We start from the raw sequence: 25,104 nt of genomic DNA on the forward strand, positions 1-25,104 counted from the left end.
ATAGGCCCGGGCAAGAAGAATATTTCTCTCTGTTTCGTTGCGCTGGAGATCATTTGCAGATAGAAAATCTGCATAAACATAAAAAACAGGTGGTTTTGTCTCATGCGCAAACTGGACCGTACCGACATCGGCATTCTCAACAGCCTTCAGGAGAATGCGCGCATCACCAACGCCGACCTGGCCCGTTCGGTCAATCTGTCGCCGACACCGTGCTTCAACCGGGTCAAGGCGATGGAAGAACTGGGGCTGATCCGCGAGCAGGTGACCCTGCTGGATGCCGACCTGCTCGGGCTGCACGTAAACGTGTTCATTCACGTCAGCCTGGAGAAGCAGGTGGAGGAAGCGCTGCAGCATTTCGAAGAAGCGATTTCCGACCGGCCGGAGGTCATGGAGTGCTACCTGATGGCCGGCGACCCGGACTATCTGATCCGGGTGCTGGTGCCGACCATTCAGTCCCTTGAGCGCTTCATGATGGACTTCCTGACCAAAGTGCCGGGCGTGGCCAACATTCGGTCGAGCTTTGCGCTCAAGCAGGTGCGCTACAAGACCGCTTTGCCGTTGCCGGCGAACGGTCTGACCCTCGGCAACTGATCGCTGGTCGGATTACAGGCGGTCATATCGATAATTCAGCTCCGTCGTATGGATCGCCTGCCCAACCGTGAATGTTTGGGCCCAGGGGGCGGGTTCATTCTCCGGGTGGAAGACCAGCGCAGTTTCATTCATCGCAGCGGGATCGCCTTCACTGGACGTAAATGCCGGGAGGCGCGGATGTTGATGCTTCCAGCGTTCCCACAGCAGATCCATGTAGCAGTGATGCAGGAAGAAGACCGGATCGTTCGGGGAGGCCGCGTGCAGCATGTTGCCGCCCACCCAGGCGTGAACCGGGTTGTGCAACTCTCTTTCCGCCACGTTTTCCCAACCCGCCGGCTCCAGCCAGTAGGGCGTCCGGTTGAGGGCAGAGATGACGGCGTCTTCCGACGGCAAGGCACCTTCTGCCCCCAGGTTTCGAAGCAGGCCCGTGTTTCCCGGCGCCTCGTCCCATACCGCCACTTCAAATTGAGAATGCTCCCGGGAAAACGGGCCGGTGGTGACGCGCTGCTCCAGCGTGTTGTCGCCGTTTCCCCCCATGAAGTCGGAGGTGAACGGGTTGTCCGCACCCCCGAGTTGCCAGTTCCAGTAGGGCAAGGTGATACCGGGATTATTGACGGCAGCTTGCAGGGCCAGCTCGAACTGACGGATCAGAATCCGGTGCCAGGGAAAGAACAGGGGACTGCCGTGCGGATTGGGGACCAGCGGGTTGCCCCGACCCATCGAATTCTTGTGGATCTGGACAAAGTCGTCGTAACGACTCTGCTGACCGGGGCGCAGTACGCTGTCGACATTGTTTTTCAGCCTCAGAACCGCGTCGATGAAAGCGGATTTCTCATCCCGGGACAGATCCCGGTGGTTGCGGCGAATATCCATATTGCCAAAACTCCATTGGTTGATTGCCCAATGAAGTCTGCCTGCTGGCCGGAATTAAACCAGTTCATGGTTATCGACGCGTGATGTGGGAAAAGCTTCCTCCATCACGCCCTGTGCAGTTTTTTCTTATAGCGCATTGATTGGAATCTTCAGGTACGTCACGCCATTGCCTTCCGCCGGCGGCAGATTCCCGGCCCGCACATTGACCTGAATCGCCGGCAGCAGCAGGGTCGGCATGCCCAACCCCGCATCACGTTTGGTGCGCATCTCGACAAACGCGGCTTCATCGATGCCGTCATGCACATGGATATTGCTTTTGCGTTGTTCGCCCACGGTGGTCTGGCACTGTGAGGCGCGACCCTGCGGCGGGTAGTCGTGGCAGACGTAGAGTTTCACGCTGGCGGGGAAGGCCAGCAGTTTGTGGATCGAGTTGAACAGTTGATGTGCGTTACCACCGGGGAAGTCGCAGCGGGCGGTGCCCACGTCGGGCATGAACAGCGTGTCGCCGACCAGGATCTGCTCGCCGTCGATCAGGTAGGCCATGTCCGCCGGTGTGTGGCCGGGGACGTGCAGGGCGGTGGCCTTGAGGTTGCCGATCAGGAAGGACTCGTTCGGTGCGAACAGGTGATCGAACTGCGAGCCGTCGACACGAAATTCCGGCTCGAGGTTGAACAGTGCCTTGAACACGTTCTGCACTTTGCTGATCGATTCGCCGATGGCGATCTTGCCGCCCAGCTCGCGGCGCAGGTAGGGTGCGGCGGACAGGTGATCGGCATGGGCGTGGGTTTCCAGCAGCCACTGCACTTGCAGCTGGTGAGCGCGCACGAAGGCGATGATTTTGTCTGCCTGGGCCGTGCAGGTGCGGCCGGCGGCAGCGTCGTAGTCGAGCACCGGATCGACGATTGCGCACTGTCCGCCATCGGCCTCGTAGACCACGTAGCTGTAGGTCGAGGAGGCGGGGTCGAGGAAAGCTTCAATCAGCGCGGGCATGGACACGGTCCTGTGCAGGAAGGTGGAAAGTCAGGGTTGCAACACTTTATGTAAACACATAATGTCCGCAGCTTAAGTGACGTTGAAGGCATCCTGCAAATGCAATCCAGTCTGACCGAATGTGAAGTCGCCCAACTGCGGGCCTCGGCCTCCAAGGCCTGTTCGCTGCTCAAGGCCTTGGCCAATGAGGACCGGCTGCTGATCCTGTGCCAGTTGACCCAGGGCGAACGCAATGTCGGCGAGCTGGAGAAAATGACCGGCGTGCGCCAGCCGACCCTGTCCCAACAGTTGGGCATCCTGCGCGATGAAGGGCTGGTCGCGACCCGACGTGAAGGCAAGTACATTTTCTACGGCCTCGCCAGTCATGAAGTCATCCAGGTGATGAAAACCCTGTCCGGACTCTACTGCGGAGCCGTGCTCAAAAGCTGGGCGCAATAGACCCGGCTATCCTTGCGTGCAGCAATAAGGAACAAGCAATGAACGATCAACACTGGGGCCCATCCATCAGTGCAGACATCGTGGTCATCGGCGGCGGCACCGCCGGCATCGGTTTTGTCGCCAGTCTGCTCAAGCGTGATCCGCACCTGAAAGTTACGGTGATCGAGCCGAGTGCCCAGCATTACTACCAACCGGCGTGGACGCTGGTCGGCGGTGGTGCCTACGACGCCAAAGATACCGCCCGACCGATGAACAAGGTGATGCCGCGCCAGGCCACCTGGATTCAAGCGGCAGTGACGGCCATCGATCCCGACAACCGCCAGCTCACCCTCAACGATCAACGGACTGTCAGCTACCAGAATCTGATTGTCTGCCCCGGCCTGCGTCTGGCCTGGGAGAAAATCGAAGGCTTGCAGGAAAACCTCGGCCAGCACGGCGTCACCTCCAATTACAGCTACCAGCATGCGCAGTACACCTGGGATCAGGTGCAGAAGTTGCGCGGCGGCAAGGCGCTGTTCACCCAGCCAGCGATGCCGATCAAATGCGCGGGCGCGCCGCAGAAGGCGCTGTACCTGTCCTGCGATCACTGGCTCAAGAAGGACGTATTGAACAAGGTCGAGGTTGAATTCAACCTGGCCGGCGCGGCGCTGTTCGGCGTGGCGACGTTCGTGCCGCCGCTGATGAAGTACATCGAAAAATACAACGCCCGCCTGGCGTTCAATGCCAATCTGGTGAAGGTCGACGGCCCGGCGAAAACCGCCTGGTTCGAGATCAAGGATGCCGACGGCAACGTCACTCGGGTGGCCAAGACCTTCGATCTGCTGCACGTGGTGCCGCCACAGGTTTCCCCGGACTTCATCGCACAAAGTCCGCTGGCCGACGCCGCCGGCTGGTGCGAGGTCAACCCGCACAGCCTGCAACATCCGCGTTATCCCGAGGTGTTTGCGCTCGGTGATATCTGCAACACCACCAACGCGAAAACCGCTGCTGCCGTGCGCAAGCAGGTCGTGGTGGTCGCCGAGAACCTGCTGGCCCAGCGCAAGTCTCTGGCGTTGCCGCTGAAATACGACGGCTACGGCTCCTGCCCGCTGACGGTGGAGAAGGGCAAGGTGATCCTCGCCGAGTTCGGCTATGGCGGCAAGTTGCTGCCGACCTTTCCCCTCGACCCGACCGTGCCACGGCGTTCCGCGTGGTGGCTGAAGGCGTCCCTGCTGCCGTGGTTCTACTGGAACGGCATGCTCAAGGGCCGTGAGTGGCTGACGAGTCTGTCCAAAGTCGACTGAGAACTCCCTATGTTGCTGGCAAGTCTGTTTGGCGTGGTGATGGGATTGATCCTCGGGCTGACCGGGGCCGGCGGCGGGATTCTCGCGGTGCCGGCGCTGGTGCTCGGTCTGGGCTGGACGATGACGCAAGCGGCGCCGGTGGCATTGTTTGCCGTGGGCAGTGCGGCGGCGGTCGGGGCCATCGATGGTTTGCGTCATGGACTGGTGCGCTACCGCGCGGCGCTGTTGATCGCGGCGCTCGGGGCGGTGTTTTCGCCGCTGGGCATCTACTTCGCGCACCAGTTGCCGGAAAAGGTCCTGATGATCCTCTTCAGCCTGCTGATGGTCATGGTGGCCTGGCGCATGCTGCGTCGCGAACGCCAGCAAGAGGGGCCGAGCGATCATGGCCACGCCAGTTGGGGCCAGAAGAACTGCATGCTCAATGAACAGACCGGCCGTTTCGACTGGACCGCCAAATGCACCGCAACCCTCGCGGCGCTGGGCGCGGTCACTGGTGTGGTGTCCGGACTTCTCGGCGTCGGCGGCGGGTTCCTGATCGTGCCGGCGTTCAAGCAACTGACCGATGTGCAGATGCGCGGCATCGTCGCCACGTCGCTGATGGTCATCAGCCTGATTTCCGCCATCGGCGTGATCGGCGCGTTCCATGCCGGGGTGCGGATCGATCATTTGGGCGCGGCGTTTATCGTGGCCAGCATTGTCGGCATGATCATCGGGCGCAAACTTTGCGCGCGAGTGCCGGCGAGGACATTGCAGGTGGGATTCGCCAGTGTGTGCCTGGTGGTTGCGGCTTATATGCTGCTGCGGGCGTGAGTGGTCAAGCAGAAAAAATCGCAGCCTTGGCTGCGATTTTTTTTGTCACTGGTTGTACGCTGCCTCGGTGTTGTCGATCAGCGGGTTTTTCTCGGTCAGCACCACCTGGGCGATCTGATCCTTGCGCATGAAGGTCACCTTCGGATGTGACTGCGCATAGCGGATAAAACGCTCCATCGCCTCGACCATTGCCGGCGTGCCGCCGATGCGGTCGTGCAGACTCACTGACATCATCCGCCGCTTGCTCGCGCCTTCGGCGTAGAGGCGATCGAATTCCAGCACCAGCTGCTGATAAAACTGCTCGGCGGAGAAATGCCTGCCTTCGATCAGCACAATGTCGTTGTTGCGCAGGGTGTAGGGCACCACGGCGAATTTGCGCCCGCGAACCATGGTCACGAAGGGCTCATCGCGGCTGACATCGTCGATGTGGTAGGTGAAGTTCAGGTCCTGCAGCACCTTTAGCGTATTGGGACTGCGCCGCAGCCAGTTGGCGTTGTAACCCACCGAGCGCTGGCCGGTGATTTTCTCTACCGCCGCGACGCCGTCACCGATGAACTGTTTTTCCTGGGCGTAGTTCATGTTGTATGAATCGGCCCAGCGCATGCCGTGGGCCGCCAATTCATGGCCGCGCTCGGCTATCGCCCTGGCCAGTTCCGGGTGCTTGAGCGCCGCTTCGCCGACCACGTGGGAGGTGACCTTGATGCCGGTGCGATCCCACAGATCGAGCATGCGCCACAGGCCTTCCTTGTAGCCGTAATCGAACCAGGTCTGCGCCGGCAGATCCGGGTAGCCTTTTGGCAATGGTGTGCCGGAGAACGGGCTTTCCGCGCCCTCGGGCTGGCCACCGGTTTCGAATTGCATCGACACCGAAATCACCAGTTGCGAGCCATCCGGCCACGGGCGTTCCTGGGCGAAGGCGAGGGCGGGCAGCAACAGGGTGGCTGCCAGCAGGTTTTTCAGCAGACGCGGGGAGCGTTGCCAGCGGGACGTGGTCATAACGGGCACCTTGCAGGTTGAGAAGTGCGGCAAGGTTGGCATCCGCTACGCTTGGGAAAAATCCGCTGCGGGCGAGATGACCTTTAAACAAAATTTACGAATCCACCACTGACTTGTGGGAGCAAGCTCCCACAGGGATATGTGTTTGGCTGCCGTTTTGCGGCACACTCAAGCCATCACCGTACAAGGCCTTTCCATGGATCGATACGCCCCGCGCAACTGGCAGCCTCACGAGAAGCCCAGTCTGCCCGGATCCCCCTCGACGCCGTTGCACTCCAACCCCAAGCGCCTGGCGTATGCGCTGGTCGGGTTGCTGGTGGCGTTGACCGGCGGATTGGGCAACTCGCTGGTGGTCGCCAACCTGCCTTATCTGCAAGGTGCGCTCGGGGCGACCACGGCGGAGATGGCCTGGCTGCCGGCGGCGTATGTGATGACCAACGTGTCGATGAACCTGCTGCTGGTGAAGTTTCGCCAGCAGTTCGGCTTGCGGGCATTCACCGAGGTGTTTCTGGTGCTGTATGCGCTGGTGACCTTCGGCCATCTGTTCGTCAATGACCTGAATTCGGCGGTTGCCGTGCGAGCAGCCCACGGCATGGTCGGCGCGGCGCTGAGTTCGCTGGGCCTGTATTACATGGTGCAGGCGTTCCCGGCCAAGTGGCGGATGAAGGCGTTGGTGCTGGGGCTGGGCACTTCGCAACTGGCCTTGCCGCTGGCGCGGTTGTTTTCCGAAGACCTTTTGCAGATCGCCGAATGGCGCGGCCTGTACCTGTTCGAATTGGGCATGGCGCTGCTGTCGCTGGGCTGCGTACTGATGCTCAAGCTGCCGCCGGGTGACCGCTTCAAGACTTTCGAGCCCCTCGACTTCCTGACTTTCGCCATCCTCGCCACCGGAGTGGCGCTGTTGTGTGCGGTGCTGTCCCTGGGCCGGATTGACTGGTGGCTGGAGGCGCGATGGATCGGCATTGCCCTCGCCGCATCGATTGCCCTGATCCTCGCGGGGCTGGCCATCGAGCACAACCGCAGCAACCCGATGCTGATGACCCGCTGGCTCGGCAGCGGAGTGATGATTCGTCTGGCGCTGGCGGTGATCCTGATTCGCATGGTGACCTCGGAGCAATCTACCGGCGCCGTGGGTTTCATGCAGAACCTGAACATGAGCAGCCAGCAGTTGCACAGCCTGTACGTGGTGATGCTGATCGGCAGCGTCGCCGGGCTGCTGACCAGTGCGCTGACCATCGACCCGAAACACCTGCTGATGCCGCTGATTGTCTCGCTGGCGTTGATGGCCACCGGTTCGATCATCGACAGTTCCTCGAACAACCTGACCCGTCCGGAAAACCTGTATTTCAGCCAGTTCCTGCTGGCCTTCGGCAGCACCTTTTTCCTCGGTCCGACCATGGTCCTTGGCACCCGCAACGTGCTGACCAATCCGCGCAATCTGGTGAGCTTTTCCGTGCTGTTCGGGATCTGCAACAACCTCGGCGGCCTGATCGGCGCGGCGTTGCTGGGGACGTTCCAGATCGTTCGCGAGAAATTCCATTCCAGCCATATCGTCGAGCAACTGGTGCTGTCCGACCCGTTGGTGGCCGCTCGGGTGCAGAGTGGCGGTTCGGCGGTCGGCTCCCTGATAGCGGACCCGAGCCTGCGCAACCTGCAAGGCATTCGCAGCCTGGCCAACGCCGCCACCCGTGAGGCCAACGTGCTGGCCTACAACGATGTGTTCATGCTGATCGCGGTGATCGCGATCCTCACCATGATCTGGATTTCCATCCGTGCGCTATGGCTGATCAGCACCACCAAAGCCGTCGCTCCGACACCTTCCGTACCTTCCAGCGGTGCCACTTCTTCATGACTGAACCGACCACCACGACCACTAATGCCATTGCCGCCACGCCCGAGGGCGAGGCACCGCCGTCATCACCGAACACCGAGCCGCGCTCGTTGCGGGTGCGGATCATCTCGTCGCTGGGTTTTGCCGCGATTGCCATCGTCGGTGTGCTGATCGTGCTGTATGCGTGGCAGTTGCCGCCGTTCAGCAGTGCGGTCGAAACCACCGAAAACGCTCTGGTGCGCGGGCAGGTGACGATCATCGGCCCGCAGCTCAGCGGTTATGTCTATGAAGTCCCGGTGCAGGATTTTCAGTTTGTGAAGGCCGGGGATTTGCTGGTACGTCTCGATGACCGGATTTATCAGCAGCGTCTCGATCAGTCACTGGCGCAACTGGCGGTGCAGAAAGCCTCACTGGCCAATGTAGTGCAGCAGCGCAACAGCGCCGAAGCGACCATCAAGTTGCGACAGGCGGTGGTGGCCGACAGCGAGGCGCAGTTGCGCAAAAGCGAGGCTGACCTGCGCCGCAACACGGCGCTGGTCAACGATGGTTCGGTGTCCAAACGCGAGATGGACGTGGCGCTGGCCGCCAATGCGCAAAGCATTGCGTCCGTAGCGCAGGCCAAGGCCAATCTGGAAATCGCCCGGCAGGATCTGCAAACGGTGATCGTCAATCGCGGTTCGCTGGAGGCCGCCGTGGCCAGCGCCGAGGCCGCGGTGCAACTGGCGCGGATCGATCTGTCCAACACCCGGATTATCGCCCCGCGTGACGGTCAGCTCGGGCAGATCGGCGTGCGCCTCGGTGCCTACGTCAATTCCGGGGCGCAGTTGATGGCGCTGGTGCCGGACCAGAAGTGGGTGATCGCCAACATGAAAGAGACCCAGATGGACAACGTGCGGGTCGGGCAACCGGTGAGCTTCACCGTCGATGCGCTGAACCACCGCAAATTCACCGGCCACGTTCAGCACATCTCGCCCGGCACCGGTTCGGAATTCGCGTTATTGCAGGCCGACAACGCCACCGGCAACTTCGTGAAGATCGCCCAGCGGGTGCCGGTGCGGGTGACCATCGATCCGGATCAGCAGGAAATCGAGCGCTTGCGGCCGGGGATGTCGGTGGTGGTCAGCATCGATACGGCGAAGGGTGATACTCAGAAACACTGACGTCAGGCGGCGATCATCGGCGGCAGGGTGCCGAGCACGGAAACCGCCGCCACCGCGCCGATCCCCAACAGCCACTCCAGCATCACACTGCGTTTGAGGGTGTCGACGCGCTGTTCGCAATCACGGATGCGCAAGCGATTGAACAGCGCCAGCCCCAGCATCCCGAGCACCAGCAAAGCCTTGATCAGCAGGATCAGGGCGAATCCCGAGAACAACGGCGTCGGCCACCATTGGCCGGTTAGAACGCGCACGTTGATCATTCCGGTGATCAGCAAACCGGCAACCAGTACGTAGCCGACCCCGCTGAATCGCTGCAAGACGTAGCGCACCGTTTCGCCGGACTGGCGCAGGATCATCACCAGCATCAACAACCCACCGAGCCAGGCGCCGACGCAGGTCAGGTGAACGATCTGATTAAGGATCAGCATCTGGCCGCTGAATCCGTCGAGCATCGCCCCGTGGCCGACCGGCGCAAGGGTCATCAGCAGCAATGCGCTCAGGCCCAGCCGCAATGGCTGGCTCGAACGCCAGGGCGTAAACAGCAACGCCAGCAACAGGGCATTGATCAGCAGATGCCAGCGCCACACCTGACCGAAAAACGTATGGCCCAGCACCAGCTCGACGGTGTCCGGGTCGAACGCCGCTGCAGCCGAGCCGGCCATGCTCGCGGTGATCAGCAACGCCCAGGCGACGCCGCTGGCCAGCGCAATCGCCGTCAACCAGCGGGCCAGTCGCGCCAGATGCCGATCCAGCGCCGGCGCCTCATCCTTGAGCAGCAGCGGCCGGAACAGCCAGGCCCCGAACAGCATCAACACCACGATGAAATGCAGGAACCGGCACAGCACCAGCGCGTCGCTCATGAATTACTGGCCAACCTTGAACTGATAGGCGCCTTCGCTCTTGTGCGTATCGACCGACACCGCGTGCCATTCGACCTTGTATTGGCCAGCGGTCAACGGTGCTTCGGGGGTGACGATCAAGGTTTTCTTGTCGCCTTCGGTGGTCAGCGGCTTGATCTTCACCGGCGCGCCGTCGTGGGTCACGATGACTTTGGTGAAGCTGGCTTCGACGCCTTCGGAAAACACCAGGCGCAGATCCGCAGGCGCGGCGACGGTGCTGTCGGCGGCCGGGGTTTCGCTTTTCAGATGCGCATGGGCGAACGCCTGGGAGGTGACGACCAGCGAAGCGAGCAGGGCGCCGGCGGTGAACAGCTTTTTCATCGACATGGGCAGTGTCCTTTCAGTGAAATGGCGGGCTGAGTATAGAGCGAGGTTCACAAGCTTTTCAGGCGCATGTGCACGACCGGAAAGGGCCGGCCTTCGCCGTCGAGTTCCGAGCGGCCGATGTCCTCGAAGCCGTAGTGCAGATAGAAGCCGTGGGCCTGGGGATTCTGTTCGTTGACGTCGACCTTCAGCAACGGGCGGCGGACATGGTCGAGCAAGCGTCGACCGATGCCCTTGCCACGCTGAGCCGAGTCGATGAACAGCATCTGCACGGTGTCGTCGTCGGTGGCAATAAAGCCTGCCGGAGAGTTGTCGGGGTTCTCGAAGACCCAGACCTCCAGCGCGGGGAGGTAGGCGTCACGGACCAGCGGAAACAGTCGGTGAATGTCGTCTTCCGGAAGAAAGTCGTGGGTGGCGCGGACGGAACGTTCCCACAGGTCGGCAAGTTGCTGATCGTCCGCGGCAATACGTTTGCGAATGGTCATGGACAAGATCCTTCAGTGTCTGACAGGGAGAAGGGGGGCGATCCTAAACCAGAAAAAAGCCCAAGTGTGTGAAGAATCGTTCTCGCCTGTCGCCCCTTGCCCAGAGCGGATGCTAGTCTTCAACAACGTTGTCTTCAGGGAGCCCTCATGGGCAATCACAAGATCGAAATCCGCCGCACCAACGTCGACAAGATCCTGCTGGCGGCGGAAAAAGTCTTCGCCGAAAAAGGCTTCGGCGGCACCGCCATGGCCGACATCGCCGCCGAAGTGCAGCTGCCGCGCTCCAATCTGCATTACTACTTCTCAACCAAGAGCGAGCTGTACAGCGCCGTGCTGTTCGACCTGCTGGAAGTATGGAAACAGGACGCGCTGTGCTTCGAGATGTTCGACGATCCGCGCGTGGTGCTCAGCAGCTACATCCGCGCCAAGATGAACCACTCGCGCAGCCGGCCCTACGGCTCGAAAGTCTGGGCCAACGAAATCATCCACGGCGCACCGACCCTGGGTGAGGCGCTGGATGTGAGCCTGTACGATTGGGCGAAGATGAAAGAAGCGAAGATCCGTCAGTGGGTGGAGGACAAACGGATTCTGCCGGTGGAGCCTTCGAGCCTGCTCTATATGATCTGGGCGTCGACGCAGCACTATGCGGACTTCGATCATCAGGTGAATATTTTGAATGAGCATCAGCCGTTGTCGGACATGCAGTTCGAGCGGGCTGTGCAGACGGTGACTAGCGTGATTCTGCGGGGGATAGGGTTGGAGCCATGAGGCAAGGGTGCGGCTGCCGGCCTCATCGCTAGCAGGCTAGCTCCCACAGGGAAGTGCATTCCAACAGTGGGAGCTAGCCTGCTAGCGATGGCGGTGGTTCAGGCACCTACATGGTAGGGATTCCTCGGATCATGATTCCAGTCCAGAAACGGCTTGCCCGTTTCCATCGGCACCATTTCGATACAGTCCGCCACCGGACAGGTGATCTGGCACAGATTGCACCCCACACACTCGTCATCGATCACTTCATATTTATGCGTGCCATCGGCCTGTTTCAGGCTGCTGATCGCCTGGTGCGACGTGTCCTCGCAGGCAATGTGGCAACGCCCGCAACCGATGCACGCTTCCTGGTCGATCTTCGCAATCACCTGATAATTGATGTCCAGGTACTTCCAGTCCGTGGTGTTGCCCACCGCACGCCCGGAAAACTCGGCGATGCTGGCGTAACCCTGACTGTCCATCCACCGCGACAAGCCGTCCTTCATTTCCTCGACAATCCGGAAACCATGCAGCATCGCCGCCGTGCACACCTGCACCGCGCCGCTGCCCAGGGCGATGAACTCCGCCGCGTCGCGCCAACTGCCGATGCCGCCAATGCCGCAGATCGGCAGGCCCTGGGTCTGCGGATCACGGGCGATTTCCGCGACCATGTTCAGCGCGATCGGCTTGACCGCCGAGCCGCAATAACCGCCGTGGGTGCTTTTGCTGCCGACGGTGGGCAGGGCGACCATGTGTTCCAGATCGACGCTGGTGATCGAGTTGATGGTGTTGATCAGCGACACCGCATCAGCGCCACCCCGGTGCGCGGCGCGGGCGGCGACGCGGATGTCGGTGATGTTCGGCGTCAGTTTGACGATCACCGGCAACGAGCAATAGGTCTTGCACCAGCGCGTGACCTGCTCGACATACTCTGGCACCTGACCGACCGCCGCGCCCATGCCACGTTCGGGCATGCCGTGGGGGCAGCCGAAATTCAGCTCGATGCCGTCGGCGCCGGTGGCTTCCACCAGCGGCAGGATGTGTTTCCACGACTCCTCGACGCACGGCACCATCAGCGACACGATCAGTGCGCGGTCCGGCCAGTCCTTTTTCACCTGGGTGATTTCCCGCAGGTTGATCTTCAGCGAGCGGTCGGTGATCAGTTCGATGTTGTTGATGCCCAGCACTTCGCGGTTGTTGCCGTAATGCGCCGAGTAGCGTGAGGACACGTTGACCGCCGCCGGGTCTTCACCCAGGGTTTTCCAGACCACGCCGCCCCAGCCGGCCTCGAAGGCGCGCACCACGTTGTAGGCCTTGTCGGTCGGCGGCGCGGAGGCCAGCCAGAACGGGTTGGGGGCTTTGATGCCGGCGAAGACAATCGAGAGATCGGCCATTTACGCAGCCTCCACGTTGAGCATCAGTTGAGCGTTGATCGCCTCGGCGGCGCGCTTGCCGTGTTGCACCGCTTGCACGGTCAGGTCCTGATCGAGGCTGGTGCAGTCGCCGCCGGCATACACGCCGGGGATGCTGGTGCGCAGGTTTTCATCGACCTGAATCCGTTCGCCCTGACGCTTCAGCTCACGGGCCAGCGGATCGGCGAGGGCGCTGCCGTCGAAGGCCTGGCCGATGGCTTTGAAGATCGCATCGGCCGCCAGTTCGAAGGTCTCGCCCGTGGTTTGCAGGCGACCTTCCACCAGATGGGTGCGGGCGAAGCGCATGCCGCGCACCTTGCCCTGAGCATCGAGTAGCACTTCGTCCGGTTGTGCCCAGGTAAGCAGCCGCACCTGATTGGCTTTGGCGATGTCCTGCTCGTGGCCGGTGGCGCCCATGTCCGCCGCGCCACGGCGATAGACCAGATTGACGTCGCGGGCGCCGAGACGGGCCATTTGCACGGCCATGTCGATGGCGGTGTTGCCGGCGCCGAGGACAATGCAGTGTTCGGCCAGCGGCAGTTGCGACAGGTCATCGGCCTGGCGCAGTTCGCGGATGTAGTCGGTGGCGGCGAGCAGGCCGGGGGCGTCTTCGTGGGCGAGGCCGAGTTGTTTGCTGGCGTTGAGGCCGAGGCCGAGGAACACCGCGTCGAATTGCTGGTGCAGTTCGCTGAGTGTCAGGTTCTCACCGAGTTTCTGCCCGTGGCGGATTTCGATGCCGCCGATTTGCAGGAGGAAATCCAGTTCCTTCTGCGCGTAGTCGTCGACCAGTTTGTATTTGGCGATTCCGTATTCGTTGAGCCCGCCAGCCTTCTCCCGCGCTTCGAAAATCACCACGTCATGCCCGTGCATGGCGCTGCGGTGGGCACAGGACAGACCCGCCGGACCGGCACCGACCACGGCAATGCGTTTGCCAGTGGCGGCGGCGCGCTGGAACGGATGTTCGGCGAAGTGCGCGTTGTCCACGGCGTAGCGTTGCAGCAGGCCGATCAGCACTGGCGCGCATTCGTGGGCGTTGTTGCGCACACAGGCTTGCTGGCAAAGGATCTCGGTCGGACAGACCCGGGCGCAACTGCCGCCGAGGATGTTCGCCGAGAGGATTTTCTGCGCGGCGCCCGGCACGTTGTCCTGATGGATGTTGCGGATGAACGACGGGATGTCGATCTCGCTCGGGCACGCATTCACGCACGGCGCGTCGTAGCAATACAGGCAGCGCGAGGCTTCCAGATGCGCCTGACGGTCGTTGAACGGCGGCGCCAGATCGGTGAAGTGGCCGGCGAGGGCGGCCGCACTTTCGTGCGGGTGCGGGAGATGGTTCAGGGTCTCGATCACGGTTTTTTGCCTCACGGTTATTTGAGGTTTTCTGCCTCTGTCGGGCAGTGGTTTTTGTGTTGTCTGTGCGGGCCTCTTCGTCGGATCGCCGCCCGGAGCAAGCTCGCTCCCACATTTGGAATGCGTTTCCCTGTGGGAGCTAGCTTGCTAGCGAAGGCCGAAGGCCTGGATTTCAGCGTTTAACCGCAACCGGCCTGTGCAACTCAGCCCGCTTGCTCAGCAAATCAAACACCGCCGGATACGCCGGCCGTTCGATATACCGGCCCGCCCCACGCTCGGCGCGCAGGTCGCCGTCGGCCCAGACCACTTTCCCCTGGCTGACGGTATGGCTCGGCACACCGCGCACGGTCTTGCCTTCGAAGATGTTGAAGTCCACCTGCTGATGGTGGGTCTTGGCGGAGATGGTGCGGGTGCCTTGCGGGTCCCACAGCACCAGGTCGGCATCGGCGCCGACGCGGATTGCGCCTTTGCGCGGGTAGAGGTTGAAGATCTTGGCGGTGTGGGTGGAGGTGAGGGCGACGAAGTCTTGCATCGACAACCGCCCGGTGTTCACCCCTTCATCCCACAACACCGCCATGCGGTCTTCGATGCCGGCAGTGCCGTTGGGGATCTTGCTGAAGTCGTCGCGGCCGGCGGCTTTCTGCTCGGCGCAGAAGCAGCAATGGTCGGTGGCGGTGGTGTGCAGATTGCCGCTCTGCAGACCATGCCACAGCGCTTCCTGATGCCCGCGCGGACGGAACGGCGGGCTCATCACGTAACCGGCGGCGGTTTGCCAGTCCGGGTGTTGATAGACGCTGTCGTCCAGTAGCAGATGCCCGGCCAGCACTTCGCCGTAGACCGGTTGGCCCTTGCTGCGGGCGTAGGTGATTTCGTCGAGGGCTTCCTGGGTCGAGACGTGCACCAGGTACAGCGGCGTGCCGATGGTTTCAGCGATACGGATCGCCCGGCTCGCCGCTTCACCTTCCACCTGCGAGGGTCGCGACAGCGGATGCGCTTCCGGCCCGGTGATGCCCTGGGCCATCAACTTGCGTTGCAGGTGATAGACCAGTTCGCCGTTCTCCGCGTGCACGGTCGGCACGGCGCCGAGCTCCAGGCAGCGTTCGAAGCTCGCGACCAGCGTGTCGTCGGCGGCCATGATCGCGTTCTTGTAGGCCATGAAATGCTTGAAGCTGTTGATCCCGTGATGGCTGACCAGCTCGGCCATTTCCTCGCGGACCTGCTCGCTCCACCAGGTGATCGCGACGTGGAAGCCATAGTCCGACGCCGACTTCTCCGCCCAGCCGCGCCACTGGTGAAAGGCTTCGAGCAGCGATTGCTGCGGATTGGGAATCACGAAATCGATGATCGAGGTGGTGCCGCCGGCCAGGCCTGCGGCGGTGCCGCTGTAGAAGTCTTCGCTGGCCACGGTGCCCATGAACGGGAGTTGCATGTGGGTGTGCGGATCGATGCCTCCGGGCATCAGGTACTGGCCGCTGCCGTCGAGCACTTCGGCGCCGGCGGGAACATCCAGGTTTTCACCAATGGCTTTAATCACGCCGTCAGCGCAATAGACATCGGCGCGGTAACTTTCATCATGGGTAACAACGGTGGCGCCACGGATCAACAGAGACATTCCGAGTTCCTCGCAGGCATGACCGACTTGTGCCGGTTCTAGTGTTTTATTAGTTGCAGCGCCAAATGCGTAATCTTGTCAGCGCTGTCAGGAATAGACGCTAGTCGCAGTTCTGCAATTGATCAAGATTATTTTTTATAAGCTTATAATTGTTTTAACTTACTGATAAATAACGATAAAAATCACAAATCCCCAAAATGGTGAGGCACTTCACCATTTTGACGCACTTGACAGGTTGGAAATATGAGCAAGATTTCCTATGTGAAATCAGCCGCTTGAAGTTGAGCTGCGGCTGAGCGCCCACGATGAAAAAAAGTGCAGTGCACCAGATTGAGTCCTGACAGTTCGGACAACTTGCCTGGCATTTAGCCTGAGTGTTCAGTCAAGTGTTCGCGGGCTCATAAGGTGAATAATTAAAACTGATAAACATCAGTTGGTTACAAGAAATGAAAAGCACGGCCCGATGCGCAAGCGGGGCACCCGGCACGTTTATTGATGCCGCCGCTGACACCATGGCCGGTGCATGAAGGTTGTCAGTTCCTCCGGCCATCGTCCGGCTCGCACCCGCGAGTGCAGCCGCCTGATGAGCAAAAAATAATCAGAAGAAACAGTGGAGCGGCCATGCAACAGAACAGATCGCAAGTGACCGAGCGCGACGGCTTGTTCGAACTCGAAGCCGGCAGCGACGTCCTCGACAGTCCCCGTTACAACCACGACATGGCACCGACCAAGGTGCGCGAACGAACCTGGAACAAATGGCACATCACTGCCCTGTGGGTCGGCATGTCGATCTGCGTGCCGACCTACACCCTGGGCGGCGTGCTCACGGCGTATTTCGGTTTGACCGTCGGCGAGGCGCTGCTGGCGATTCTGTTTGCCAACATCATCGTCCTCATCCCGCTGACGCTGAATGCGTTTCCCGGCACCAAATACGGCATTCCGTTTCCGGTGCTGCTGCGCTCTTCGTTCGGGATTCTCGGCTCCAACGTGCCGTGTCTGATCCGCGCGCTGGTGGCGTGTGGCTGGTTCGGCATCCAGACCATGTTCGGCGGTCTGGCGATCCACCTGTTTCTCGGTTCGATCTTCGAGGGCTGGAAATCCCTCGGCGGCACGGGGGAAGTGATCGGTTTCATGATCTTCTGGACGCTGAACCTGTGGGTGGTGATCCGTGGCGCCGAGTCGATCAAATGGCTGGAAACCCTGTCGGCGCCGCTGCTGGTGGCGGTCGGCATTGGGCTGCTGGTATGGGCCACGCCGAATGTGTCGATGACCGAACTGCTGGCGATTCCGCCGAAGCGTCCCGAAGGCGCGAGCGTGGTCAGCTACTTCGCTGCCGGGCTGACGGCGATGGTTGGCTTCTGGGCCACGTTGTCGCTGAACATTCCCGACTTCAGCCGTTATGCCCGCAGCCAGAAGGATCAGATCCTCGGGCAGATTTTCGGCCTGCCGCTGACCATGTTCCTGTTCGCCGCACTGGGCGTGGTGATGACCGCCGCGTCGGTGAAACTGGTGGGCGTCAGCGTCTCCGATCCGGTGACTTTGATCGGCCATATCCAGAGCCCGGTGTGGGTCGCGGTAGCCATGGCACTGATCATCATCGCCACGCTGTCGACCAACACCGCCGCCAACATCGTCTCGCCGACCAACGACTTCCAGAACATCGCGCCCAAGGTCATCAACCGCACCAAGGCAGTGATTCTCACCGGGTTCGTCGGCCTCGCGCTGATGGGCCATGAGTTGCTGAAAAAGCTCGGCTGGATCGTCTCCGATGTCAGCCTGGAAACCGTGTATTCGAACTGGCTGCTGGGCTATTCCAGCCTGCTCGGGCCGATTGCGGGGATCATGGTGGTGGACTATTTCCTGATCAAGAAACAGCAACTGGACCTGGCCGGCCTGTACCGGGACGACGTGTACCCGGCGTGGAACTGGGCCGGGTTCATCGCGTTCGGCGTGCCGGTGGTGCTGACCTTGCTGTCGCTGGGCAGCAGCGCGTTCAGCTGGTTTTACAGCTACGGCTGGTTCACTGGCTCGGCGCTGGGCGGATTGATCTATTACGGGTTGTGCGCGATGCGGACCAGCCCGGTCATCGTCAAATCGCCGTTGTAATTCCCATAAGAACTGCCTGAGGAGATCCCCATGAACGCAGCCGTAGACGTTCTGCAATCGACCCATCAGCACATCAACCGCGACCGCTTGTGGGCGTCGCTCATGGAACTCGCCAAACTCGGCGCCACGGTCAAGGGCGGGGTCTGTCGCCTGGCCCTGACCGATCTCGACCGTCAGGCCCGCGATATTTTCGTGCAGTGGTGCAAGGACGCCGGTTGCAGCGTCTCGGTCGATGAGGTCGGCAACATCTTCGCCCGCCGCCCCGGCCGCAATCCGAACCTGCCGCCGGTGATGACCGGCAGCCACATCGACACCCAGCCCACCGGCGGCAAGTTCGACGGCTGCTTCGGCGTGCTGGCCGGGGTCGAAGTGCTGCGCACCCTCAACGACCTGGGCGTGGAAACCGAGGCGCCGCTGGAAGTGGTGGTCTGGACCAACGAAGAAGGCTCGCGCTTCGCCCCGTGCATGATGGGTTCCGGCGTGTTCGCGGAAAAATTCACCCTCGAAGAAACCCTGGCCAAGGTCGATGCCGACGGCGTAACGGTCGGCGAAGCGCTGAACGCCATCGGCTACGCCGGACCACGCAAGGTCAGCGGGCACAAGGTCGGCGCCTATTTCGAAGCACACATCGAACAGGGCCCGATCCTGGAGGACGAACAGAAAACCATCGGTGTGGTGCTCGGCGCTCTGGGGCAGAAGTGGTTCGACTTGAAACTGCGCGGCGTCGAAGCCCACGCCGGCCCGACCCCGATGCACCTGCGCAAGGATGCATTGGTCGGCGCCTCGGTGATCGTCGGCGCAGTCAATCGCGCAGCGCTCGGCCACCAACCCCACGCCTGCGGCACGGTCGGTTGCCTGCAAGCCTATCCCGGCTCGCGCAACGTCATTCCCGGCGAAGTGCGCATGACCCTCGACTTCCGGCATTTGGAACCGGCGCGCCTCGATTCGATGATCGCGGAGGTCAGGCAAGTCATCGAAACCACTTGCGAAGAACACGGCCTGACCTACGAGCTGACCCCGACCGCCGACTTCCCGCCGCTGTACTTCGAAAAAGGCTGTGTCGAAGCGGTGCGCGGCGCCGCCAAAGGTCTCGGCCTGTCGCACATGGACATCGTCAGCGGTGCCGGTCATGACGCAATCTTCCTCGCTGAACTCGGCCCGGCCGGGATGATCTTCGTGCCGTGCGAAGGCGGCATCAGCCACAACGAAATCGAAAACGCCGCGCCGGACGATCTGGCGGCGGGCTGTGCGGTGTTGCTGCGGGCGATGCTGGCGGCTTCGGCAGCGGTGGCCGGGGGGCAACGCGCTGCCTGACGTTCATTAATCGTTCATGAAAATGTGCGACGTTGCCGCCCCGGAAAAGGAAGTCAGGGACGCGCAATGTCGCCCATCAAAGTCATCACCTCAGGCTCGGCGTATCTGGACATCGACGCCTACGGCTGCAGCATCGCCTACGCCGAACTGCTCAACCTGCAAGGCATTCCCGCCCGCGCCGTCAGTAGCGCAAAACCCAATGCCAGCGTCTCGAATACCGTGCTGGGCTGGGGCACTGTTCTGGACGATTACCGCCCGACATCCAGCGACGGGTTCGTGCTGGTCGACGTTTCCGATTACCAGCACTTCGACCCGATGGTCGCACTCGATCGGGTGGTGGAAGTCATCGACCATCATCCGGGCTTTGAAGACCATTGGGCGCAGAAGCTCGGATCTGCTGCCGACATCCGCCCGATCGGCGCGGCGGCGACCCAGGTTTTCCAGCGCTGGAAAACCGCAGGTTTGCTGCCGAGGATCAGCGAGCAAAGCGCCGCGCTGCTGGCCACGGCGATTCTGGACAACACGCTGAATTTCACCGGGCAGATGACCACGGCGGCGGACATCGAGGCCTACGCCGAACTCGCGCTACACGGGAAACTCACGGCGGACTGGCCCGAGCAGTACTTCCTCGAATGTCAGGCGGCCATCGAATCAGATATGTCTGCTGCATTGGCCGCCGATCTCAAACGCATGAAACCCGAGAGCCGGTTGCCCGAGGTTTTCGCGCAGATGACCGTGTGGGACGCCGATGCATTGATCGAGAAGCATCGCAGCGAGATTTGCCGCTGGATGGACGGGCAGGGCGATGACTGGTTGCTGAACGTCATCAGCATCAACCAGCGCAAAAGTTGTTTGCTGGCCGAACCCGAGGTCAGCCAGCAGAAGTTGAGTGGTTTGCTGCCGATTGAGTGGCAGGCTGGGGCGGCGATTCTAAAGCCCTCGATCTTGCGCAAGGAGCTACTGAGCCTGGGGCTGAATGCAAACTCAGGCGGGTGAAGTGATTACCCGGGATTGTCGGTTTTACTCGTCGCACTCTTGCGCCGCTCAACGCCATTCGGATTGCCAACGTCCAGCAATCGTCTTTCCACCATTACATTCTCAAGCGCCTGACGCTCGGCCGGCGCCATCTGGTGCTCGCGCTTTTTCAGCTCCAGCAGGATGGGGCTGGACCAGGTGCGATAGGTCTGTTCGATGAGGCGGTTGGATGTCATCAGTCTCTCCTTGATCAAGAGCCCGGTGTAGCTGGCAGGGGCTCAATCCGATGAGGTACTAACGTTAGTCGACAAAACCGGAAGTCGCTAATGCCGCCGGTGGAAGCCGACGAGACGAATCGTCGCACCGCCGCTTCCACTGGTCATGCATCAATCGTCGACCGTCATCATCGCCTGCACTCCCTCCCACGCCTCGGCCCGCATCCGCTCGATATCCAGCCCCGGAATCACCCCGTCATCGACCACGATCCGCCCACCCACCAGGCTGTATTTCACGGCAATCGGTTCACCCGCGACGACCGGTGCGACGGCGCTGTCGTGGAAGCCGTAGAAGCGTGGATGGTCGAGGCTGTAGATCACCAGGTCCGCTGCCTGACCGACTTCCAGTGTGCCGACCGCGCCGAGGCCGAGCACTTGTGCGCCGCCGGCGGTGCCCCAGTGGATGACGTCTTCGGCGGTGGTGGCCGAGGCGCCTTGTTCGGCGCGGTGGATCAGCCACGCGGTGTTGGCTTCGCCGACCATGCTCCCGGATTCGTTGGAGGCCACACCGTCGACGCCGAGGGAGATCGGCACGCCGGCCTCGTACATCTGCGGAATCGGCGCGACGCCGCTGCCCAGCCGGGCGTTGCTCACCGGGCAGTGGGAGACGCCGGTGCCGGTCTGGGCGAGCATGCGGATTTCCCCCGGTTGCAGGTGCACGGCGTGGGCGAACCAGACGTCGGGGCCGAGCCATTCGTGTTCGGCGACGAACTCCACCGGCAGGCAGTTGTACTTGTCGCGGCAGAAGTTCACGTAATTCTCGGTTTCCGAGAGGTGCGTGTGCAGGCGCAGTCCCATGCCTCGGGCGGTGTGCGCCAGTTCGCGCAGCAGCGTCGGCGGCAGCGAGAAGGTCGGCGTAGTCGGCGCCACGACCACCCGGCGCAATGCGTCCGGGGTGTCCTGGTGGTAGCGCGATTTCAGCCGTTCGAGATCGCCGACCATTTGTTCCAGGGATTCCGGTTGCAACGCGGTTTTCGAGAAGCCTGGATGCGCGCTGGCAGACTCCAGCGCGCCGCCACGGCACAGCACGAAACGCAGGCCGAATTCATCGGCAAGGTCGAACAGCAAATCACCGGTCTCGGTGCTGCCGTGGGCGTGGTAGAGGTAGTGGTGATCGGCGCAGGTGGTGACGCCGGACAGCAGCAGCTCGACCATCCCCAGCCGTGCGGCAATCCGCGCCAGTTGCGGGGTGAAGCGGTTCAGGCGCGGGTAGGGCACGCTGGCCAGCCAGCCCTGCAGATCCTGATTCAAGCCTTCGGGCACGGCTTTGAGCAGGTTCTGGAACAGGTGATGGTGGGTGTTGATCCAGCCCGGATAGACCACCGAATTACGCGCGTCGATCACTCGTTCACCAGGCTGAGGCTCAAGGTTGGCGGCCATTTCGGCGATACGGCCGTTGACCACGCGGATGTCCACGGCGCCAGCCCGGGCCCGGGGGCCGCGCAGGCCGGTCATCACCGCCACGGGATTTTTGATCAGGATATTTTGAAGTCGAGTCATGGGCAGCTCCAGTCAGAGGATGTGCGAGGCGGATTTGCCGGGTGTGGTTTCTGGCACGCTGACGCCGTTGAGCGCCGCGTTGAGCAGCACCGACACCAGGCAGGCGATGACCACGCTGCTGTGCAGGAACGGCTGTGACCACTCGGGCAATTGTTTGAACAGGGTCGGGGCGAGCACCGGCACCAGGGCGGCGGCGATGGTGAAACCGACGATCAGCACGTTGTAGCGGTTGCGCTCGTAGTCGACCTTGGCCAGGGTCTGGATGCCGGCCGCCGCGACCACGCCGAACATGGCGATGCCGGCACCGCCCAGTGCAGCGGTCGGCATCGAGGCGATGATCGCCCCGGCCTTCGGCACCAAGGCAATCGAGCACATCAGCAGACCGCTGATCGCCACCACCCAGCGGCTGCGCACGCCGGTCAGGATCACCAGCCCGACGTTCTCCATGAAGGCAATGAACGGGAACGCGGCGAACATCCCGGCGATGGTGCTGGCCAGGCCATTGGCGCGCAGGCCGTTGATCACCTGCTTGTCGTCCACCGGTTTATCGACGATGTCGCCGATGGCCACGAACAGCCCCATGGACTCGACCATCTGCACGATCATCACCACCACCATGGTCGCGATGGGGATCAGGCTGAAGGTCGGCAGGCCGAAATAGAACGGGTAGGGCACGGTCAGCCACGGCGCGTCCTGCACACTGTGAAAGTTGCCCATGCCCAGACCGTAGGCCAGACCGGCGCCCACCAGCATTCCCACCAGCACCGCCATGTTGCGCAGTAACGGGCTGCCATAACGGTTGACCAGCAGAATGGTCAGCAGCACCAGCACCGCCACGGCGAGAAACGCCGGGGCGCCGAAATTGCTCGCGTTGCGCCCGCCGCCGACCCACTCGTAGGCAATCGGGAACAGCTGCAGACCGATCACCGTGACGATGCAACCGGTCACCACCGGCGGAAAGAATCGTCGCAAGCGGCCCACGAACGGCGCCATCAGCAGGGTGAAAATCCCCGCACCGATCACCGCCCCGCAGACCCCGGCGAAACCCACCTCCGGATTGCTGCCGATGGCGATCACCGGTCCGACACTGCTGAACGCTACACCTTGCAGAATCGGCAGACGCACGCCGAACTTCCAGAAACCGACGGTCTGCAACAGGGTGGCGATGCCGGAGCAGAACAGCGTGGTGCTGATCAGCACCACCGTGTCGGCGTGGGACATCTTCAAGGCACTGGCGACAATCAACGGCACGGCGATGGCGCCGATGTACGAGACGGCCATGTGTTGCAGGCCGAGGGTGAGCATCTGTCGCACCGGCAGGACGCGGTCGACGGGGTGGACGGTGGAGGAGGAACTGGCTGACGACATGGGGAATCACCTCTAGCTGTTGTTATTCGGTACAGAGGGGTATTCGTTCTGTGTGCCCGGAACCGCCATCCACCGGCTCCGATGCCGGGTTTCAGCCGGCCAGGCAGGCGGCGAAGCCCTGGTTCAGCGCCGCCCGATCCAGGTCGCGGCCGATGAACACGATCTTGCTCGAGCGCGGCTCACTGCCCCACGCGGTCGAGGCGCGGAACTCCACCAGACTGTGCACGCCTTGCAGCACGTAGCGCTGGTCTTCGTTGGCCACCGCCAGCACGCCTTTCATGCGGTACAGGTTGTCGGCCTGAGCACTGCGCAACTCGCTGATCCAGCGGTGGAACGCCATCAGGTTGACGGCGCCATCCACGGCGATGCCCACCGAGGACACGCTCGGGTCGTGTTCGTGATCGGGCTCTTCGGCGTGATGGTCATGGTCGTGGTGATCGTGATCGTGCTGATCCGCGCCGATTTCCATCAGCTTCTGCGTGCATTCGAAGGCGCCGATGCCGAGGATTTTCGACAGGTCGATCTGCGCATGGGTCGAGGTCACTAGATCCGCCGTGGCGTTCAATCCACGGATCTTGCCGCGCAGGATTTCCACCTCTTCAGCACTGACCAGATCGACCTTGTTGATGACGATGCGGTCGGCGCAGACGATCTGATCCACTGCCTGATTATCGACGCCGTCCAGTTGCAGGTCTTCCAGGTGCTGGGCGATGTGTTTGGCATCGACCATGGTCACGATGGCGTCGAGTTCGACTTCCTCGGCAATCGGGTCGTTGATGAAAAAGCTCTGGGCCACCGGGTACGGATCGGCCAGGCCGCTGGTTTCGATCAGGATGTGGTCGAGCCGCACCGGGCGCGCCACCAGTTCACGGACGATGCGCACCAGATCCTCGCGGACTTCGGCGGTGCAGCAAACGCAGCCGTTGACCATTTCGTAGATTTCTTCGGTCTCGGAGCTGAGCACCAGATCGCCGTCGATGCCGACCTCGCCGAACTCGTTTTCGATCACCGCGATCTTGCGGCCATGGTTTTCCTTGAGGATGTAATTGAGCAGGGTGGTTTTGCCGGCACCGAGGAACCCGGTGAGGATGGTGACCGGGATTTTGGTGTTCGGGGTCGGGGCGTTGAAGGGGGTGTTCATGTGAGGCTCCTTGGTATTGATAGACCGGTGCACGATGAAGGGGAGTGACGCTGGATTTGGTCGGTGGCCGGGGCTTCACCCCAGCGCAGTGCGGTGCCTGCATCGAGGCCGAACAGGTCGAGGACGCGGCCGAGGCTGTGGTCGACCATTTGCGCCAGGCTGTCGGGGCGGGCGTAGAAGGCCGGCACCGGCGGGGCGATGATGCCGCCCATCTCGGTGACGGCGGTCATGTTGCGCAGGTGGGCGAGGGTCAGCGGCGTTTCGCGGGCCATCAACACCAGGGTGCGGCGTTCCTTGAGGGTGACGTCGGCGGCGCGACCGATCAGCCCCGATGAGGTGCCGGTGGCGATCTCCGCCAGGGTGCGCATCGAACAGGGCGCAACCACCATGCCCAGGCAACGGAACGAACCGCTGGCGATCCCGGCGGCGACGTCATCGGCGCGGTGGTAATGGCTGGCGAGGGCGGTGACGTCCGCCAGTTTGTAGTCGGTTTCGTGGGCCATGGTCAGTAGCGCTGCACGGCTGATGATCAGGTGGCTTTCGATGTTCAGCCCGGCCAGCAACTCCAGCAGGCGCACGCCGTAGATGAACCCGGACGCGCCGCTGATGCCGACCACCATCCGC

At 62.0% G+C, this 25,104-nt stretch carries 24 protein-coding genes; 10 read left to right on the top strand and 14 right to left on the bottom strand.

From position 1 onward, the window contains the following. Window positions 1-102 precede the first annotated feature (102 nt). Complete coding sequence (gene bkdR, locus M5B44_RS24485) at window positions 103-591, top strand: Bkd operon transcriptional regulator BkdR (protein WP_007915088.1); 489 nt, start codon at window positions 103-105, stop codon at window positions 589-591. A gap of 12 nt (window positions 592-603) precedes the next feature. Here bkdR and M5B44_RS24490 read toward each other — a convergent pair whose 3' ends face one another. Further along, on the bottom strand, window positions 604-1,464 hold the full coding sequence (locus M5B44_RS24490) for a tyrosinase family protein (RefSeq protein WP_248740799.1): 861 nt from the start codon (window positions 1,462-1,464) through the stop codon (window positions 604-606). 126 nt (window positions 1,465-1,590) lie between these two features. Further along, entirely contained in the window at window positions 1,591-2,454 is an 864-nt protein-coding gene (locus tag M5B44_RS24495) for an MBL fold metallo-hydrolase (RefSeq protein WP_248740800.1), read from the bottom strand. A gap of 99 nt (window positions 2,455-2,553) precedes the next feature. Between M5B44_RS24495 and M5B44_RS24500 the strand changes: the two genes are divergently transcribed. From M5B44_RS24500 to M5B44_RS24510, 3 genes are read left to right on the top strand one after another with little or no spacing between them, the layout of a single operon-like run. After that, a complete protein-coding gene (locus M5B44_RS24500; RefSeq protein WP_007952897.1) occupies window positions 2,554-2,892 on the top strand; it encodes an ArsR/SmtB family transcription factor in 339 nt (112 codons plus the stop codon). Window positions 2,893-2,930: 38 nt separating this feature from the next. Beyond that, window positions 2,931-4,175 (top strand): FAD/NAD(P)-binding oxidoreductase, encoded by a 1,245-nt coding sequence (locus M5B44_RS24505; RefSeq protein ID WP_248740801.1) that lies wholly within the window; start codon window positions 2,931-2,933, stop codon window positions 4,173-4,175. A 9-nt stretch (window positions 4,176-4,184) separates the two neighbouring features. Next, window positions 4,185-4,985, top strand: a complete 801-nt coding sequence (locus M5B44_RS24510) for a sulfite exporter TauE/SafE family protein (RefSeq protein WP_065258956.1) — start codon at window positions 4,185-4,187, stop codon at window positions 4,983-4,985. A 45-nt stretch (window positions 4,986-5,030) separates the two neighbouring features. Here M5B44_RS24510 and M5B44_RS24515 read toward each other — a convergent pair whose 3' ends face one another. Next, complete coding sequence (locus tag M5B44_RS24515) at window positions 5,031-5,981, bottom strand: polysaccharide deacetylase family protein (protein ID WP_248740802.1); 951 nt, start codon at window positions 5,979-5,981, stop codon at window positions 5,031-5,033. Window positions 5,982-6,177: 196 nt separating this feature from the next. On the opposite strand from M5B44_RS24515, the gene M5B44_RS24520 reads away from it, so the two are divergent. Together M5B44_RS24520 and M5B44_RS24525 are read left to right on the top strand one after the other, a co-directional pair. Further along, entirely contained in the window at window positions 6,178-7,833 is a 1,656-nt protein-coding gene (locus M5B44_RS24520; RefSeq protein WP_248740803.1) for an MFS transporter, read from the top strand. Beyond that, window positions 7,830-8,972, top strand: coding sequence for an HlyD family secretion protein (locus M5B44_RS24525; RefSeq protein WP_085711521.1), 1,143 nt, complete (start codon window positions 7,830-7,832; stop codon window positions 8,970-8,972). Before M5B44_RS24520 ends, M5B44_RS24525 begins: the two co-directional genes overlap by 4 nt. A 2-nt stretch (window positions 8,973-8,974) precedes the next feature. Here the strand turns inward: M5B44_RS24525 and copD are convergent, their stop codons facing one another. From copD to M5B44_RS24540, 3 genes are read right to left on the bottom strand one after another with little or no spacing between them, the layout of a single operon-like run. Beyond that, window positions 8,975-9,832, bottom strand: a complete 858-nt coding sequence (gene copD / locus M5B44_RS24530; RefSeq protein ID WP_248740804.1) for a copper homeostasis membrane protein CopD — start codon at window positions 9,830-9,832, stop codon at window positions 8,975-8,977. Between the two features lie 3 nt (window positions 9,833-9,835). Continuing rightward, the gene (gene copC, locus M5B44_RS24535; RefSeq protein ID WP_248740805.1) at window positions 9,836-10,198 is read right to left on the bottom strand and encodes a copper homeostasis periplasmic binding protein CopC; all 363 of its coding nucleotides are present in this window, start codon (window positions 10,196-10,198) and stop codon (window positions 9,836-9,838) included. A gap of 47 nt (window positions 10,199-10,245) precedes the next feature. Beyond that, window positions 10,246-10,680, bottom strand: coding sequence for a GNAT family N-acetyltransferase (locus tag M5B44_RS24540; protein WP_248740806.1), 435 nt, complete (start codon window positions 10,678-10,680; stop codon window positions 10,246-10,248). 147 nt (window positions 10,681-10,827) lie between these two features. Here M5B44_RS24540 and M5B44_RS24545 point away from each other — a divergent pair, with 147 nt between their 5' ends. Beyond that, a complete protein-coding gene (locus M5B44_RS24545; protein ID WP_007952885.1) occupies window positions 10,828-11,448 on the top strand; it encodes a TetR/AcrR family transcriptional regulator in 621 nt (206 codons plus the stop codon). Window positions 11,449-11,546: 98 nt separating this feature from the next. On the opposite strand, the gene preA is transcribed toward M5B44_RS24545, so the two are convergent. From preA to hydA, 3 genes are all read right to left on the bottom strand, one after another. Continuing rightward, on the bottom strand, window positions 11,547-12,821 hold the full coding sequence (preA, locus tag M5B44_RS24550; RefSeq protein WP_248740807.1) for an NAD-dependent dihydropyrimidine dehydrogenase subunit PreA: 1,275 nt from the start codon (window positions 12,819-12,821) through the stop codon (window positions 11,547-11,549). Further along, window positions 12,822-14,189 (bottom strand): NAD(P)-dependent oxidoreductase, encoded by a 1,368-nt coding sequence (locus M5B44_RS24555; protein WP_248740808.1) that lies wholly within the window; start codon window positions 14,187-14,189, stop codon window positions 12,822-12,824. A 172-nt stretch (window positions 14,190-14,361) separates the two neighbouring features. Beyond that, the gene (hydA, locus tag M5B44_RS24560; RefSeq protein ID WP_248740809.1) at window positions 14,362-15,801 is read right to left on the bottom strand and encodes a dihydropyrimidinase; all 1,440 of its coding nucleotides are present in this window, start codon (window positions 15,799-15,801) and stop codon (window positions 14,362-14,364) included. A gap of 621 nt (window positions 15,802-16,422) precedes the next feature. On the opposite strand from hydA, the gene M5B44_RS24565 reads away from it, so the two are divergent. The 3 genes from M5B44_RS24565 to M5B44_RS24575 all read left to right on the top strand — a co-directional run bounded on the left by M5B44_RS24565 (window position 16,423) and on the right by M5B44_RS24575 (window position 20,217). Further along, window positions 16,423-17,907 carry an NCS1 family nucleobase:cation symporter-1 gene (locus M5B44_RS24565; protein WP_248740810.1) on the top strand — a complete coding sequence of 495 codons (1,485 nt, stop codon included), beginning with the start codon at window positions 16,423-16,425 and terminating at the stop codon, window positions 17,905-17,907. 30 nt (window positions 17,908-17,937) lie between these two features. Further along, window positions 17,938-19,221, top strand: coding sequence for a Zn-dependent hydrolase (locus M5B44_RS24570; protein ID WP_248740811.1), 1,284 nt, complete (start codon window positions 17,938-17,940; stop codon window positions 19,219-19,221). Between the two features lie 75 nt (window positions 19,222-19,296). Then, window positions 19,297-20,217, top strand: coding sequence for a DHH family phosphoesterase (locus M5B44_RS24575; RefSeq protein ID WP_248740918.1), 921 nt, complete (start codon window positions 19,297-19,299; stop codon window positions 20,215-20,217). Window positions 20,218-20,222: 5 nt separating this feature from the next. Here M5B44_RS24575 and M5B44_RS24580 read toward each other — a convergent pair whose 3' ends face one another. The 5 genes from M5B44_RS24580 to M5B44_RS24600 all read right to left on the bottom strand — a co-directional run bounded on the left by M5B44_RS24580 (window position 20,223) and on the right by M5B44_RS24600 (window position 25,100). Further along, complete coding sequence (locus tag M5B44_RS24580; RefSeq protein WP_248740812.1) at window positions 20,223-20,432, bottom strand: hypothetical protein; 210 nt, start codon at window positions 20,430-20,432, stop codon at window positions 20,223-20,225. Between the two features lie 150 nt (window positions 20,433-20,582). Continuing rightward, complete coding sequence (locus M5B44_RS24585) at window positions 20,583-21,971, bottom strand: amidohydrolase family protein (protein ID WP_248740813.1); 1,389 nt, start codon at window positions 21,969-21,971, stop codon at window positions 20,583-20,585. Between the two features lie 12 nt (window positions 21,972-21,983). Continuing rightward, window positions 21,984-23,339 (bottom strand): nucleobase:cation symporter-2 family protein, encoded by a 1,356-nt coding sequence (locus M5B44_RS24590; protein WP_248740814.1) that lies wholly within the window; start codon window positions 23,337-23,339, stop codon window positions 21,984-21,986. 91 nt (window positions 23,340-23,430) lie between these two features. After that, window positions 23,431-24,480 carry a CobW family GTP-binding protein gene (locus M5B44_RS24595; RefSeq protein WP_248740815.1) on the bottom strand — a complete coding sequence of 350 codons (1,050 nt, stop codon included), beginning with the start codon at window positions 24,478-24,480 and terminating at the stop codon, window positions 23,431-23,433. Then, window positions 24,477-25,100, bottom strand: a complete 624-nt coding sequence (locus M5B44_RS24600; protein WP_248740919.1) for a UbiX family flavin prenyltransferase — start codon at window positions 25,098-25,100, stop codon at window positions 24,477-24,479. The genes M5B44_RS24595 and M5B44_RS24600 overlap by 4 nt, the downstream gene beginning before the upstream one ends. Between the last annotated feature and the right edge of the window lie 4 nt (window positions 25,101-25,104).

This window comes from Pseudomonas sp. MWU12-2029 (assembly GCF_023242425.1).
GTDB classification, from domain to species: domain Bacteria; phylum Pseudomonadota; class Gammaproteobacteria; order Pseudomonadales; family Pseudomonadaceae; genus Aquipseudomonas; species Aquipseudomonas kribbensis.

Excerpts from the sequence above, each read along its gene's own strand:
- M5B44_RS24565 (WP_248740810.1), top strand. The coding sequence starts at position 16,423 with ATGCAACAGAACAGATCGCAAGTGACCGAGCGCGACGGCTTGTTCGAA.
- preA (WP_248740807.1), bottom strand. The coding sequence starts at position 12,821 with ATGGCCGATCTCTCGATTGTCTTCGCCGGCATCAAAGCCCCCAACCCG.
- M5B44_RS24490 (WP_248740799.1), bottom strand. The coding sequence starts at position 1,464 with ATGGATATTCGCCGCAACCACCGGGATCTGTCCCGGGATGAGAAATCC.
- copD (WP_248740804.1), bottom strand. The coding sequence starts at position 9,832 with ATGAGCGACGCGCTGGTGCTGTGCCGGTTCCTGCATTTCATCGTGGTG.
- M5B44_RS24580 (WP_248740812.1), bottom strand. The coding sequence starts at position 20,432 with ATGACATCCAACCGCCTCATCGAACAGACCTATCGCACCTGGTCCAGC.
- M5B44_RS24570 (WP_248740811.1), top strand. The coding sequence starts at position 17,938 with ATGAACGCAGCCGTAGACGTTCTGCAATCGACCCATCAGCACATCAAC.
- M5B44_RS24495 (WP_248740800.1), bottom strand. The coding sequence starts at position 2,454 with ATGCCCGCGCTGATTGAAGCTTTCCTCGACCCCGCCTCCTCGACCTAC.
- M5B44_RS24500 (WP_007952897.1), top strand. The coding sequence starts at position 2,554 with ATGCAATCCAGTCTGACCGAATGTGAAGTCGCCCAACTGCGGGCCTCG.
- M5B44_RS24505 (WP_248740801.1), top strand. The coding sequence starts at position 2,931 with ATGAACGATCAACACTGGGGCCCATCCATCAGTGCAGACATCGTGGTC.
- hydA (WP_248740809.1), bottom strand. The coding sequence starts at position 15,801 with ATGTCTCTGTTGATCCGTGGCGCCACCGTTGTTACCCATGATGAAAGT.
- M5B44_RS24595 (WP_248740815.1), bottom strand. The coding sequence starts at position 24,480 with ATGAACACCCCCTTCAACGCCCCGACCCCGAACACCAAAATCCCGGTC.
- bkdR (WP_007915088.1), top strand. The coding sequence starts at position 103 with ATGCGCAAACTGGACCGTACCGACATCGGCATTCTCAACAGCCTTCAG.
- M5B44_RS24545 (WP_007952885.1), top strand. The coding sequence starts at position 10,828 with ATGGGCAATCACAAGATCGAAATCCGCCGCACCAACGTCGACAAGATC.
- M5B44_RS24515 (WP_248740802.1), bottom strand. The coding sequence starts at position 5,981 with ATGACCACGTCCCGCTGGCAACGCTCCCCGCGTCTGCTGAAAAACCTG.
- M5B44_RS24590 (WP_248740814.1), bottom strand. The coding sequence starts at position 23,339 with ATGTCGTCAGCCAGTTCCTCCTCCACCGTCCACCCCGTCGACCGCGTC.
- M5B44_RS24520 (WP_248740803.1), top strand. The coding sequence starts at position 6,178 with ATGGATCGATACGCCCCGCGCAACTGGCAGCCTCACGAGAAGCCCAGT.
- M5B44_RS24510 (WP_065258956.1), top strand. The coding sequence starts at position 4,185 with ATGTTGCTGGCAAGTCTGTTTGGCGTGGTGATGGGATTGATCCTCGGG.
- M5B44_RS24600 (WP_248740919.1), bottom strand. The coding sequence starts at position 25,100 with ATGGTGGTCGGCATCAGCGGCGCGTCCGGGTTCATCTACGGCGTGCGC.
- copC (WP_248740805.1), bottom strand. The coding sequence starts at position 10,198 with ATGTCGATGAAAAAGCTGTTCACCGCCGGCGCCCTGCTCGCTTCGCTG.
- M5B44_RS24585 (WP_248740813.1), bottom strand. The coding sequence starts at position 21,971 with ATGACTCGACTTCAAAATATCCTGATCAAAAATCCCGTGGCGGTGATG.
- M5B44_RS24525 (WP_085711521.1), top strand. The coding sequence starts at position 7,830 with ATGACTGAACCGACCACCACGACCACTAATGCCATTGCCGCCACGCCC.
- M5B44_RS24540 (WP_248740806.1), bottom strand. The coding sequence starts at position 10,680 with ATGACCATTCGCAAACGTATTGCCGCGGACGATCAGCAACTTGCCGAC.